Annotated in this window: 10 protein-coding genes; 7 read left to right on the top strand and 3 right to left on the bottom strand. The window is 54.6% G+C overall.

All coding sequences use genetic code 11. The features are described from left to right. Window position 1 precedes the first annotated feature (1 nt). The 3 genes from K0H80_RS10590 to K0H80_RS10600 form a co-directional block, all read right to left on the bottom strand. A complete protein-coding gene (locus tag K0H80_RS10590) occupies window positions 2–748 on the bottom strand; it encodes a YebC/PmpR family DNA-binding transcriptional regulator (protein ID WP_220042536.1) in 747 nt (248 codons plus the stop codon). Between the two features lie 70 nt (window positions 749–818). Then, complete coding sequence (gene aspS, locus K0H80_RS10595; RefSeq protein ID WP_220071531.1) at window positions 819–2,597, bottom strand: aspartate--tRNA ligase; 1,779 nt, start codon at window positions 2,595–2,597, stop codon at window positions 819–821. A 169-nt stretch (window positions 2,598–2,766) separates the two neighbouring features. Next, window positions 2,767–5,553 carry a transporter substrate-binding domain-containing protein gene (locus tag K0H80_RS10600; protein WP_258406072.1) on the bottom strand — a complete coding sequence of 929 codons (2,787 nt, stop codon included), beginning with the start codon at window positions 5,551–5,553 and terminating at the stop codon, window positions 2,767–2,769. Between the two features lie 383 nt (window positions 5,554–5,936). Between K0H80_RS10600 and cmoA the strand changes: the two genes are divergently transcribed. From cmoA to K0H80_RS10635, 7 genes are read left to right on the top strand one after another with little or no spacing between them, the layout of a single operon-like run. Beyond that, entirely contained in the window at window positions 5,937–6,668 is a 732-nt protein-coding gene (cmoA, locus tag K0H80_RS10605) for a carboxy-S-adenosyl-L-methionine synthase CmoA (RefSeq protein ID WP_220071533.1), read from the top strand. Next, window positions 6,665–7,657: a tRNA 5-methoxyuridine(34)/uridine 5-oxyacetic acid(34) synthase CmoB gene (cmoB, locus tag K0H80_RS10610; RefSeq protein WP_220071534.1), complete on the top strand. Its 993-nt coding sequence runs from the start codon at window positions 6,665–6,667 to the stop codon at window positions 7,655–7,657. Before cmoA ends, cmoB begins: the two co-directional genes overlap by 4 nt. A gap of 25 nt (window positions 7,658–7,682) precedes the next feature. Continuing rightward, on the top strand, window positions 7,683–8,420 hold the full coding sequence (locus K0H80_RS10615) for an ATP-dependent zinc protease family protein (RefSeq protein ID WP_220071535.1): 738 nt from the start codon (window positions 7,683–7,685) through the stop codon (window positions 8,418–8,420). 15 nt (window positions 8,421–8,435) lie between these two features. Continuing rightward, window positions 8,436–9,941 (top strand): inactive transglutaminase family protein, encoded by a 1,506-nt coding sequence (locus tag K0H80_RS10620; protein ID WP_220071536.1) that lies wholly within the window; start codon window positions 8,436–8,438, stop codon window positions 9,939–9,941. Between the two features lie 2 nt (window positions 9,942–9,943). Beyond that, window positions 9,944–10,900, top strand: coding sequence for an alpha-L-glutamate ligase-like protein (locus K0H80_RS10625; protein WP_011865883.1), 957 nt, complete (start codon window positions 9,944–9,946; stop codon window positions 10,898–10,900). Beyond that, window positions 10,863–12,602, top strand: a complete 1,740-nt coding sequence (locus K0H80_RS10630) for a hypothetical protein (RefSeq protein ID WP_220071537.1) — start codon at window positions 10,863–10,865, stop codon at window positions 12,600–12,602. The genes K0H80_RS10625 and K0H80_RS10630 overlap by 38 nt, the downstream gene beginning before the upstream one ends. Then, window positions 12,577–13,728 carry a DUF3541 domain-containing protein gene (locus K0H80_RS10635; protein ID WP_220071538.1) on the top strand — a complete coding sequence of 384 codons (1,152 nt, stop codon included), beginning with the start codon at window positions 12,577–12,579 and terminating at the stop codon, window positions 13,726–13,728. The genes K0H80_RS10630 and K0H80_RS10635 overlap by 26 nt, the downstream gene beginning before the upstream one ends. Window positions 13,729–13,732 lie beyond the last annotated feature (4 nt).

The raw sequence follows: 13,732 nt of genomic DNA on the forward strand, positions 1-13,732 counted from the left end.
CCTATTCGAGGCTGGCTAAGATCTCATCGGAGATCTCGGCGTTATGATAGACCTCTTGTACATCGTCGTGATCTTCAAGGTTATCGATGAGACGCAGGAATTTAGGCGCCGTCTCGGCATCCAGCTCAGCCTTAGTCGATGGCACCATGGTCACCTCGGCGTTAACCGCCTCGAGCCCGGCGCCGTCCAATGCATCCTTAACCGTACCAAAGGCCTCAGGCGTGGTGTAGACATCGATAGAGGTATCATCATTGGTCACCACATCTTCGGCGCCGGCGTCTAGCGCCGCGTCCATGATGGTGTCTTCATCGCTGCCTTCGGCGTAAGAGATCACGCCACGCTTCTCGAACAGATAGGCTACAGAACCATCCGTGCCCAGGTTACCGCCAGACTTGCTAAAGGCGTTACGTACGCCAGAGACGGTGCGGTTACGGTTGTCTGTCATGGTCTCGACCATCACGGCGGTGCCGCCAGGACCATAACCCTCGTACATGATGGTTTCCAGTACCTGACCATCGAGCTCACCGGCGCCGCGCTTGATGGCTCGCTCGACCGTGTCACGGGTCATGTTATTTGACAGCGCCTTATCGATTGCCGCCCTGAGTCTCGGGTTGGAATCGGGATCCGAGCCGCCTTCTCTGGCCGCTACCGTGAGTTCGCGAATGAATTTGGTGAAGAGTTTACCGCGTTTGGCGTCTTGTGCCGCCTTACGGTGCTTGATGTTGGCCCATTTACTGTGACCGGCCATAGGGACTCCTTATTCGAGTTTGCCTCGAAAAAGCCGAGCAAGATGCTCGGCTTATTGGTTCAATCTTGTTTTATTCCTGCTCTTTTTTCGCTTCCACTACGCTGACCCCAAGCTCCTCGAGCTGTACCGGGTTAGCAAAGCCAGGGGCGTTGGTGAGCGGACAGGCTGCCGTGGTGGTCTTAGGGAAGGCCATCACGTCGCGAATCGAGCTGGCACCTGTCATCAGCATCACCATACGGTCGAGGCCGAATGCCAAACCTGCGTGTGGCGGCGTACCATACTTGAGCGCTTCGAGTAGGAAGCCAAACTTCTCTTGGGCTTCCTCGTCGTTGATCCCCAGGATTCTGAATACGGCAGACTGCATCTCGGCATCGTAGATACGTACCGAGCCACCGCCCAGTTCACAACCGTTAAGCACCATGTCATAGGCATCAGAGATGGCCGCCGTTGGATCCGCTTCCAACTCGGCTGGCGTGATACCACTCGGTGCAGTGAACGGATGGTGCATGGCATGCAGGCCACCGTCAGAGGTGCGCTCGAACATTGGGAAGTCAACCACCCATAGTGGTTTCCAGTCGCCTTGAAGCAGGTCGAAATCTTCACCTACCTTGAGACGCAGTGCGCCCATGGCTTCGGCCACTATGTTCGCCTTGTCGGCACCGAACAGGATAAGGTCACCGTTGGCCCCACCTGTGCGCTCCAGGATCCCCTTAACCACCTCTTCGCTTAAGAACTTAAGCACTGGCGACTGAATGCCTTCCAGGCCTTTCTCCAGCTCATTGACCTTCATCCACGCCAAGCCTTTGGCGCCATAGATGTTTACATACTTGCCATATTCATCGAGCTGCTTACGTGACAGGCTAGCGCCGCCCGGCACACACAGCACGGCAACACGGCCTTCGCTGTCGTTGGCTGGCTCCTGGAACACCTTGAAGTCGACATCTTTAACCAGGTCGGCTACATCGACCAGCTCCAGCGGGTTACGCAGGTCTGGCTTGTCTGAGCCATAACGACGCATTGCCTCGGCGAAGGTCATCTTAGGGAACTCGCCCAGGTCGACGTTTAGCAGCTCTTTAAACAGGCCGCGTACCATCTCTTCAGTCTTGTCCATCACCTGCGCAGAGGTCATGAAAGAGGTTTCGATATCGATCTGAGTAAATTCAGGCTGGCGGTCGGCGCGTAAGTCTTCGTCGCGGAAACATTTCACGATCTGGTAATAACGGTCGAAGCCAGACATCATCAGCAGCTGTTTAAACAGCTGTGGTGATTGTGGCAGCGCGAAGAACTGGCCCTTGTAGGTACGGCTAGGCACCAGATAGTCCCTGGCACCTTCTGGGGTTGCCTTGGTCAGAATTGGGGTCTCGATATCGAGGAAGCCGTTACCGTCGAGGAAACGACGCACGGCGCTGGTCACCTTAGAGCGGAAGATGATGCGCTCGGCCATCTCTGGGCGACGCAGATCCAGGTAGCGATACTTAAGACGCTGCTCTTCGGTGTTGTGTTGATTTTTGTCCATGTTGATCGGCAGTGCCGGTGCGCTGTTGAGAATGGTCAGGGCCTTACCCAGCACCTCAATCTCACCTGTGCGCATCTGATCGTTGATCTGGCTGTCAGGACGTGCGCGTACCAGGCCTTTCACCTGCACACAGAACTCGCTGCGCAGTGTGCTGGCGACATCGAATACCTCGGGCAGATCAGGATCATATACTACCTGAATCACGCCTTCACGGTCGCGCAAATCCAGAAAAACCACGCCGCCGAGATCGCGACTGCGGTTTACCCAACCTACGAGAGTAACTTCTTCCCCAACATGAGACCGATTAACGTCTCCACAATAATGACTGCGCATCTAACACTTTCCTTTCATCCGTCAAGTCCGTGCTTGAGGATATTCAATACATGACAAAAGCGGCATTATAGTGAAATATTGCCGATTTCAAAACAACTTCATCCGCTTAAAATGAAGTAAACCTTTGGGTTGGATAAATATCCATCAAATCCTGAACTGGGGTCACAGATCAGGCGCTCTGGTAACAGCGCCCACCCTGTTTCACCGCCCGCGACATCAGCTTGTCGGCGGTCTTGAGTAGCTCCACCACAGTATCACCATCGCTTGGGAACATGGCCACCCCTATGCTGACCGATAGTGCCACATCCAGGCCGTTGATCGCAAAGGGGGCGCTAAAGCCACCGACTATGCCATCGGCCACCTGGCACACAGTATCGAGATCTTTGCTGCGATTAAGCACCATCACAAATTCATTGCCGCCGAAACGCGCCAGGGTATCTGACTTACGCACCGCCGACTTGAGGCGCTGCGCGCCCTTGGCCAGTACCCTGTCGCCCACCTGATGGCCATAGGTCTGGTTGATCTCACGCATGTTATCGAAGCTGATAAAGAGTACGGCAAAGGGCTGCATCTCGCGGCGATGTAGGAGCACAGACTGCTGCAATCTGTCATCGAGCAGGCTGCGATTCGGCAAGCCGGTGAGTGCATCGAACTGCCCCGCCCGGGTCAGCTCATGGGCCAGCTCCTTGGCGGCCGCCAAGCGGCTGCGCTGAGCGCGCCAGATCAGATAGACAAACACCACAAAGCTGAGTAACGCCAGAAGATAGAAGGCGCTCTGATAGTTCACCCATGCCTTCCAACTGCTAGGTTCATCTTTCACCCAGTGCTGATAAATTTCCTCTTGCCTCTCTGGGGTGATCTGGGCGATGGCCTGATCCCACAGGGGCACCAGCGCAGCAAACTTAGGGTTCAGGGCAAAATGGCTCTGCTGCTGGGAAAAATCCGCCAGCACAGACATCTTAAGCGCCTTGTAGTCTGACTCCTTTAGCACCATGGCCATGTTGATCACCTTCTCGATGAAGGCATCGGCCTTGCCCTGGGCCACCGCATCGACACCGGCGCGGCTGTTGGGCACAATCACCAGCTCGATGCCCAGCGCCTTGTTCATCAGATTGGCGATGAGATGATACCCCTCGACAATCGCCAAGCGCTTACCGCTCATCTGACTCAGGTTAAATACCGTCACCTGACTGAGGTTAGTCACCAATCCCCAGGGCGATGGCCAATAGGGGGTGGTAAAGAGCATCTCCCGTTCCCGCTCTGGGGTATGGGCGACGCTGCCGACGATATCGATGTCACCCTGTTTAAGCTCCTCCAGCAGACTGCTCCAGCGATCGAACGGCACCCCCTCAATGGTTAACCCCAGCTGCTCAGCGACCCAGTGGCTGATCTCGCTGTTGATCCCCATAAACTCACCGGACGGCCCTTGATACTCCATGGGGGCCCAGGCTGCAAGGTAGCCGACTCTTAAGGTGCCCAAGCTGTCTAGATAACGGCGCTGCTCCTCAGTGATAGCGAGCGGATTAAGCAGAGACTGCACGCTCCTGTCGTCTCTATCCAAGATCCATTTATTCTCTATCGCGGCGAGCTCGGCGTTGCTGATCAGACGAAAACCCGCTGCGATACGCTGAGCCAGTCCCTTGTCCTCGTTGCGGGTCAAGGCATAGATGTCTGTGGTAAAGGCCAGCTTGCGATACTGGTGAAAGTCAGACCAGGATTCGGCGCGCAGCAGATAGTGCTGGGTCCAGGCAGACGCGGCCACGAAGGCGGCGATATGCCCCTGCTGGGCGGCCTGGATCATCTGGGTCACATCGGTATAGAGCTTAAGCTCGGAGTTCGGCAGCGCCTGCTTGAGTTTATCCAGATAAGGCGCGGTGGGCACGGCGCCGACACGCTTACCCTTTAGCTCATCCAGGCTATTGATCGCCTTACCATAACTGAACAGACGACTCTTGACCTGATAGGTGCGCCAGGCACGGGTGAGATTGGTCTTCATGGTATCACTCTCTGGATACCCCACATGAATATCGGCGCGGTGAAACTTGAGTTCATCCAGGCCATCTTCCATAGCAGCGGGGCGAAACTCGACCTCTATGCCCGTCTTCTTAGACCAGAGCTTCCAGATATCGATATAGAGACCGTGTGGCTCACCGTCGCCGCCGGTATCGACAAAGGGTTGAATTCCTGTCGTGGTGGCAATCACTAAGGTGTTGGCATCATGGCTAAAACCTAGCCAACGCTTGTCTATCTCGGCGCGGCTGGTTTGACTCAGACGCTCGAAGCCGCGGTTGATCTCTGTGATAAGATCCAGCCGTCCCTTGCTGACGGCGGGCACCAGCGCCGTCTTCTTAATAAGCAGCCGATTATCAAGGGGAAACTCCTCCAGGACGGCGCGGCTAACGGCGTTATCCTTTAAGTAGCCTTCCATGCCGGCGAAGACATCCACCTCACCGGCCACCACACCGCGGAGCAGTTCGGCGCGGCTATTATAGTAGCGGTAACTCAATCCATTAACTTGCTGATTGAGAATGGACTCATGGGATGAGCCGGTCACTATGCCGATGCGATAGGGCTGGAGATCGCTAAAACTTTTCTTACCCTTTAGCGTGTTGCGCACATAGAGATAGGTACTGACATAGGCGATGGGCGCCGCGAAATCGAAATCTTTATCCCGCTCCTTGGTGATCCCAAGGCCAATATGGATATCGGCATCCCCCTGCGCCAGCTGTTTCAAGGAGTCCTGCCAATGACGGGCGACAAATACCACTGGCACCTGAGTCTGAGACGACCACTCACGCCAGAGATCCACCAAGACCCCTTTGACATCGCCATTCTCATCGACGAACTGATAAGGGTAGCTGTCTTCCCCCATTACCAAGACTAGCGGGGCTTGCTGCTCTTGTGCAGACACCTGAAAACTGAGCATTAAACTCAGCGCCAACGCGGCAGTTCCCATAACAAAACGGGCCATCATAAGCGGCGCAAAGACGATGCATGCCGACAGGAGACGTCGCCAGGCAACACAGGCCGAAGCAAAAGAGTGTAGTGGTGTCAAAGGTAGGTTCCAGTTTCTATTATCATTTTTATATCAAGCCAAGCTATCACTTGTTCTAAAACAGCCCCTTATAAAAAGGGCTTATAAAAGGCAGCTTATATTACAAGCTGGCTACAAAAAATAACCTTAGCATCCCTGCGTCGAGCGCAAAGTCACCGCGCTGTAAAATATATGTTGTTATTAGGATATTAGACAGAATTTTATTCCTAATTACCAGTACCAGACTTGCTGCGAACTGTTATCATTAGCTAGAATGAAATATTGAATTTACTCAAAAAACTCTGATGAACTCAACTCAAGATACTATTTACGCACAGGCCTGTGAACATATCAGTGACTTTCAATTCGACGATAGAGTCGCAGGCGTCTTTAGCGATATGATCCGCCGTTCTGTTCCCGGCTATGGACAGATCATCAACACCCTGGGCGATTTCGCCGACAAATGTGTCACCCCCAATAGCAAGATATATGATTTGGGCTGCTCTTTGGGTGCGGCCACCCTGAGTGTGCGTCGCCGCATCGAAGGTCGCGGATGTGAGATCATCGCCGTCGACAACAGTGAGTCTATGGTCGAGCGCTGTAAACAGAACCTCAGCGCCTATGTCAGCGAAACCCCGGTCGACCTTATCTGCGCCGATATACGCGATATCGAGATCCAAGATGCCTCCATGGTGATCTTAAACTTCACCATGCAGTTTTTGGCCCCGGAAGACAGACAGACGCTGATCGCCAAGATCTATCAGGGGCTCAAGCCCGGCGGCATTCTGGTGCTATCAGAGAAATTAGTGTTCGAAGACGAGCCGGTGCAGCATCTTCTGGACGAGCTACACCTCGACTTTAAGCGCGCCAACGGCTATAGCGAGCTTGAGATCAGCCAAAAGCGCAGCTCGCTCGAGCATGTAATGAAGCCAGACACCCTGCCCCAGCATCAGCAACGACTTAAAGCCCAAGGCTTTAGCCATTTCAGCGTCTGGTTCCAATGTTTTAATTTCGCATCTATGGTGGCCATCAAGTGATCAGCTTCAGCTCCTTTTATCAACAAATTGCCGACTCCAATCTTCAACATTGGTTAGAAGAGTTGCCGGCGATCCTCGGCCAGTGGCAACGTGAACATAAGCATGGCAACCTACCCAAGTGGGAGAAGGTGCTCAATAAGTTGCACTATCCTGCGCCGGACAGAATCGATTTCACCACTAAGGTAGAGGTCGGCAGCGGCGAGCAGCTCAGCAAGGGACAGCAGGAAAAACTCAAGAACCTGCTTAAACTCTTCTGCCCCTGGCGCAAGGGCCCCTTCGATCTGCATGGCATCCATATCGACACCGAGTGGCGCTCAGATTGGAAGTGGGAGCGAGTTCAGCCGCATATCTCACCACTGAAGAATCGCACCGTGCTGGATGTCGGCTGTGGCAGCGGCTATCACATGTGGCGTATGCTGGGTGATGGCGCTAAACGCGTCGTGGGTATCGACCCCTCGCCGCTGTTTCTGTGTCAATTTGAGGCGGTAAAACGCCTGGCGGGCAATGATCACCCAGTGCATCTGCTGCCTCTGGGCATAGAGCAGCTACCGCCGCTGGATGCCTTCGACACCGTCTTCTCCATGGGCGTGCTCTATCACAGACGCTCCCCCATAGATCACCTGCTGCAACTAAGGGATCAACTGAGGACCGGCGGTGAACTCGTCCTCGAGACCTTAGTGGTCGATGGCGATGAAAATACCGTACTGGTCCCAGGGGAGCGCTACGGCAAGATGAACAATGTTTGGTTCCTGCCGTCTGCCAAGGCCCTGGAAGCCTGGTTGAAGAAGGCGGATTTTGTCGATGTTCGCTGCGTCGATATCGATGTTACCTCGCTTGCTGAGCAGCGCAGCACAGAATGGATGCCTAATGAGTCCTTGGTGGACTACCTGGATCCTAACGATGTCAGCCTGACGGTTGAGGGGTATCCGGCGCCCAAACGCGCCACTTTTATCGCCGTTAAGAATCAACCTAACAAAGATTTGGTTTAAACAAAAATAGTAAACGGGAAGCACTATGTTAAAACAGATGACCACTCTCGCCCTGGTAACCAGCCTGGTAGGCTGCGCGGCCACCCAAGATCCTAAGCAGCCCGCGCCTGTCGATGTCGACACCTTCAATGCCAGCCTGAGCGAGCAGAAGAGCGAGCTAGTCACCCTGATAAGCACCAGCCAAAGCGAACAGCAGGCGGCGCTGACTTCCCTGTCTGCCCAGCTAGAGCAGCTGTCCAAGCAGGTGGCGGCCGTCAAGACCCAACCCGAGAAGCAGGTGGTACAGGTGCCAGTGCAGTGCGACCCATCCCCTATCGGTGACAAGTTTATCCTAGGCGCGGTAGAACACGTCTATGTCGATGAGATTAAGGCTGGCTTCGAGACCCGTATCGACACCGGCGCCGAATCCTCATCCCTCGATGCCCACAACATCATACTGTTCGAGCGTAATGGCAAGCAGTGGGTGCGCTTCGATGTCCTCACTCAAGGCGCCGATAAGCCATCACAAACCTTCGAGTCTAAGGTCGAGCGCTTCGTGCGCATCAAGCAAGATGCCGATGATAAGAATGACAGACGCCCGGTGATCCATGCCCATCTACAGATTGGCAATTACAAGGCGGAAACCGATCTCAACCTGGTCGATCGTAGTCACCTCGACTATCAGCTGCTGCTGGGACGTAAGTTTATGCAAGACATTGCCGTCGTCGATGTAGGACAGACTTTTGTGCACGGTAAGAACAATCCATCAAAAACAGCCAAATAATAGGATGTAAATTCGATGCACTCTAAAAAACCTTTTTATATCTTAGTGGCCCTGCTGTTTATCGCAGGCATCGCCGCCAGCGTCTATCGCGGCATAGAACACAATGTCCCCTTCCTCCCGGGCGAGCAGGTACAGAGCTGGGCCGTGGATGCCAAGGTGAGCTTCCAGGGCACAGGCGAGCCTGCCGAGGTGACCTTCTCGCTGCCCAAGGATCCTGCCTTTGAGATCTTAGCGGAAAACGCCACCTCTCCAGGCTACGGCTTGTCAGCTACAGAGGATGACACAGGCCGTCAGGTCACCTGGTCGACCCGCGAGGCGATCGGTCAGCAAGATCTCTACTATAAGGTCACTCTGGTACCGACCGGCAAGAATGAGATCCCAGCCGATAAAGAGCCCGACGCGCCGCAGCCCTACAACTGGCCTGCCACCGAGAAGGCCGCCGCCGAGCAGGTGATGAACGAGATCTGGTCGCGCAGCGCCACTAACCTGTCGTTTGCCCAGCAGCTTAACAAGAGCTTCAACGCCACCGAGCGTAGCCAGAACCTTGAGCTATTGCTGACCAGCAACTCCCGTGCCGAGCTGTTTATCCGCATGCTCAACAGCAAAGGGATCCCGGCCAAGAAGGTCAGCGGTCTGTTTTTAGAAGATCAACGTCGTCGTCAGCAGCTGACCAACTATGTTGAGGTCTATCATCAGGGTCAGTGGATCATCTTCAATCCCAACGATGGTACTCAGGGACGCCCTGACAACCTGCTCATCTGGGATAGAACCGCCAAGTCGACCCTGGACGTAGTAGGCGGGGTTAACTCTCAAGTTAACTTCTCCATGTTACAAGACACCCGCTCGGCGCTCGCCACCTCTATCGACATGCTGAAGAACAAGAATGCCTTGGACTTCTCCCTCTATCAGCTACCGCTGGAAGAGCAGAGCCTGTTTAAGGGTATCTTACTGATCCCTATCGGCGTGCTTATGGTGGTGTTCCTGCGGGTGATTATCGGCATCAAGACCTCGGGTACCTTCATGCCCGTGCTGATCGCCCTGGCCTTTATTCAAACCACCCTGCTGACCGGTCTTGTCGGCTTCCTGCTGATCGTCGCCTTCGGCCTGATGATCCGCTCTTATCTGTCGGATCTCAACCTCTTGCTGATCTCGCGGATCTCCGCGGTGATCATTGTGGTGATCGGCATCATAGGCCTGTTTACCCTGCTCTCTTATAAGTTCGGTTTGAGCGAGGGTCTCACCATCACCTTCTTCCCGATGATCATCCTGGCATGGACCATCGAACGTATGTCGATTCTCTGGGAAGAGGAAGGCGCCAAAGAGGTAATGGTTCAGGGTGGCGGCAGCCTGTTTGTTGCCACCTTAGCCTACCTGGCCATGAGCGCTACCTGGGTACAACACTGGGTATTTAACTTCCTGGGTATCCACCTGGTGATCCTGGCAACTGTACTCCTGATGGGCCAATACACAGGTTATAAGTTATTGGAACTTAGACGCTTTAGACCTTTAGCGGGAGAATAACTATGCTGTTTGCAAAGCCCCGAAAGCTGAAGGAAAACGGCGTACTTGGCATGAACAAGCGCAACATCGACTACATAGGTCGATATAACCCGCGCAAGTTCTACAAGCGAGTGGATGACAAGCTCACCACCAAGCAACTGGCCCTGGCGAACGATATCGCCGTGCCGGCGCTAATTGGCACCGTCTGTCAGCAACATGAGATCATGCACATCCCCGAGATGGTCAACAACCGTGACGGTTTCGTGATCAAGCCGTCACAGGGCTCGGGCGGTAAAGGGATCTTGGTGATCACTAAGGTGGAAAATGGCCACTATTTCAAGCCCAACGGTCACGAGGTGACCCCAAGCGAGATCGACCGCCATATCTCTAACATCTTGAGCGGTCTCTTCTCCCTGGGCGGCAAGCCAGACGTGGCCATCGTCGAGGGACTCATCGAGTTCGACCCCGTATTTGACGGCTACTCCTTCGAAGGGGTGCCCGATATTCGCCTGATCGTTTTCAAGGGCTTCCCTGTAATGGGCATGCTCAGGCTATCCACTGCGGCGTCCGACGGTAAGGCCAACCTGCACCAAGGCGCCGTAGGTGTCGGCCTGGATATCGGTACCGGCCGTGGCCTGCATGCGGTGCAGTTTGACCGTCCGCTCGATCTGCATCCGGATACCGACAAAAAGCTCACCGAGATCCAGGTACCCCACTGGGATACCCTACTGCATACGGCCTCTAAGGCCTATGAGATGAGTGAGCTGGGTTATCTGGGTACCGACATGGTGCTGGATCAGAAGCTTGGTCCTCTGCTGCTTGAGCTCAACGCCCGTCCTGGTCTGGCGATTCAGATCGCCAACGGCCAGGGCCTGCTACCAAGGCTCAAACATGTGGAGCAGATGAAGAACAAATCTATGTCAGTGGAAGAGCGCGTCGCCTATGCTAAAACGCATTTTAGCAGTCTCCCTAGCGCTTAACTTCAGCCCGGCGGCCCAGGCCGCCTCTCCTATCACACTGCTCAGCGAGCAGTGTATCGACTATCAGGTTTCCCTGTCTCAGGCTCAGGAAAGCCCCACGCAGCTCGATGCCAGCGTACGACTCGAACGCGAGTTGATCGGCCTGTTTAATCTCAAAGACAGTGTGCGCTTCTATCGCCACTATCCCTTAAATGCCGAAGATAAAGAGGCGCTGCTGCAATGTCAGCTGCATCTGGCCGATGAGTTTGACCGCCTGGCACACGAGCCTTGGCTCCAGACCCAAAGCCAGAACTGGTCTCAAAGCGATTCGCCAGGGCTGCGCCAGTTTGGTCAGTTGCTAACGCAGCAGATTGCCGAGCAGATTGACCAGCAGCAGAAGGCGAAGATCCATACCGCCCAGGCCAGCATCTCCCACGGCCTGAAGCAGAAAGACCTGTCGCTCAGCATAGGTCAGAGTCAGTGTCGCCTTACTGATGAAGAAACGGATCACGCTGACCAAACGGAGCAGGCCTTCGATAATTCGATAGCCAGCTACCTTATTCATCAACAAGATGAAAGCTGTAAACGCCTAGTGTGGCAGGCCTACCAGGTCAGGGCCAAACAGAAGAATCAGGCGGCCATCTCCCTCATCATGGCGACCAAACAGACGATAGCGCTCGAGCATGGCGCCGACGACTATGCAAGCTGGGCCCTGAGCCATCAGCTGCTCGCCACCCCCGCACAGGTCAAACATTTTCTGGACAGCCAGACCCAGCTAGCTCCTGCCCCCTGGGCACTCGGGGCCGTACTTGCAAAGCTTTCCAAGGTCGAAGTAACACCGCGCTCGGGCGAGCAGCTGCTGGATAATATTCAAGCCGAGCTCTTGCCCTTCGGCCTTGAATTTGAAACCGTTAACGTCAATATGCTGCGGCTTTGGCATAATGGGCGTTTGCTGGGGGATGTATTTCTCGATCGTCCGCCCAAGCTCCAAATAGCAGGTTCGCAGCTAGCTAATCCGCCATTAGGAAAACAAGAGCAACCCCCGGCGCTTAAGGAACCTAAGGCTCAGTTGAGCCCCCTGAGACAAACCGTGGTCGGGCAGCAATTTGGTCAGCTGACCCTGACCCTGCCAGATCAGGTAAATGATTATCGCAGTCAGGAACAGCTTGTCGCAGCGGTGGCCGAGATGGTGTCTCGGCTGCTCGCCGGCGGGCGCTACTATCTCAACAACACCTTGGGCGATGGCCAGGCGATCGCCAGTCTCTGGCTGAATCAATATCTGAGCCAACAGCTGCTACCCGAGTTGTCATCCAATAGCCGCGAAGCCGAGCTTAAGGCCTTCTCCAAGCAGCTAAAGGTATTTCGCAGCAAGCTGGCTTTGTCTGCGTATCAAACCTCTGATAATCGACTCTACCGGGATCTCAGCCAGGAGTTTGGTGCCAGTTTCGGCGCGCCCTGGCCTGGTGCCGATGACGCCCTCTACAGTTTTACCGGTGTGGTGACTCAAGGGCCACTCTATTATCTTACGCTGTGGCATCAACGCCTAGCTGAGCAGATCTTGAGTGACACTCAGCTGGAGGCAACAAGCGTTTTTGAACTCCTTCTCATCAACGAGCAGCAACAGCCCCTTGATGAGCAACTCACCGCAATTTTTGGCAGCGCGCAATCTGTCGCCACCATCCTAGAAAGGAGCCAACATGATCAACCTAAGCCCGTACACTAGAATCTTTGGGGCACTCGCACTCAGCTCCGCCCTGCTGTTCCCTAGCCTACCTGCCTCGGCTAAGACGACAGCATCACTGGACGCACAGGGCGTCAAACAGGCGATCCAACAAAATCTGGAAGATAACCTCTACCAGCTGCCACCAAGGGTGCAGGGACATTACGGCATCCGCCTGTATCGCATGACGGGCGATGACAAGTATGCCAATGCGGCCCTGGTGGATCTGTACGCCGTCACCGAGTCTCAGGCCTTCTATGCTTGCCAGCTGGATAAGCCGGGGTTTATCGAGCAAGAAGCTCAGGCCGCCATCGACGTGCTCGGTAAAGGCCCCAGAGCCAAGGCTCGCAAGAAGGCGCTTGCTGCCTTCCCCGAGTTTCTCTTCTATACCGACGTACTACTAAGGTTCTCGAGCCGCATCGATGAGTTTGGTCTACAAGGTCCCTGCCACGACAAGTTGGTCAAGGCACTAAAGGCCACCGATCTTAAACGCGGGCTCACCGACAAGGCGATGATCGAAGCCTGGGCGGCGCAGCTGGTGAACTATGTTTACTGGGCGAAACAGCTTGGTGTGGGTGATTATGTGCAGGAGTATAAGGACGGCTTCAATCGCGTCTATCCTCAGCGTCGCGACGCCAAACTCGATAAGAAGCAGTTTCGCAATAAGATCTACGGCATGACCCACTTTATCTTTGCCGCCAGTGAGTACTATCAGCATCCGGTCGATAGAAAGGAATTTGCCTGGATCTTAGATTACTTCGAGGCCAACATGGACAGGATCCTGAAAGATGCCACCGACGATATCATCGCAGAGGTGGGCATCAGCTTCCACTTGGCGGGAATGTCAGACAATCCTGTGGTGAAGAAGACTCAGGCGCACATCATGGCCGCCTTCGATCCTAAGGCGCAGACCATACCCTCACCCCGTGGCAACCCAGATCTCGCCCTGGGCGAACACCGTAACGTGTTAGCCATGATGCTGTTAGATTGGCCTAAGACTCTGCATCAGGGCCCCTATTTCCATCAGCTTAAGGCGACCAAGAAATATCTGCCTAAGCTGGTCAGCATCAAGGCAGATGCTGCAAAGGGAAAAACCGATAAAGCAAAATCTAAAGCCGAAACGCATTAGGAGC

This window comes from Shewanella aegiceratis (genome assembly GCF_019457495.1).
GTDB lineage: Bacteria > Pseudomonadota > Gammaproteobacteria > Enterobacterales > Shewanellaceae > Shewanella > Shewanella loihica.

Excerpts from the sequence above, each read along its gene's own strand:
- K0H80_RS10590 (WP_220042536.1), bottom strand. The coding sequence starts at position 748 with ATGGCCGGTCACAGTAAATGGGCCAACATCAAGCACCGTAAGGCGGCA.
- aspS (WP_220071531.1), bottom strand. The coding sequence starts at position 2,597 with ATGCGCAGTCATTATTGTGGAGACGTTAATCGGTCTCATGTTGGGGAA.
- K0H80_RS10600 (WP_258406072.1), bottom strand. The coding sequence starts at position 5,553 with ATGGGAACTGCCGCGTTGGCGCTGAGTTTAATGCTCAGTTTTCAGGTG.
- cmoA (WP_220071533.1), top strand. The coding sequence starts at position 5,937 with ATGAACTCAACTCAAGATACTATTTACGCACAGGCCTGTGAACATATC.
- K0H80_RS10615 (WP_220071535.1), top strand. The coding sequence starts at position 7,683 with ATGTTAAAACAGATGACCACTCTCGCCCTGGTAACCAGCCTGGTAGGC.
- K0H80_RS10620 (WP_220071536.1), top strand. The coding sequence starts at position 8,436 with ATGCACTCTAAAAAACCTTTTTATATCTTAGTGGCCCTGCTGTTTATC.
- K0H80_RS10625 (WP_011865883.1), top strand. The coding sequence starts at position 9,944 with ATGCTGTTTGCAAAGCCCCGAAAGCTGAAGGAAAACGGCGTACTTGGC.
- K0H80_RS10630 (WP_220071537.1), top strand. The coding sequence starts at position 10,863 with ATGCTAAAACGCATTTTAGCAGTCTCCCTAGCGCTTAACTTCAGCCCG.
- K0H80_RS10635 (WP_220071538.1), top strand. The coding sequence starts at position 12,577 with ATGATCAACCTAAGCCCGTACACTAGAATCTTTGGGGCACTCGCACTC.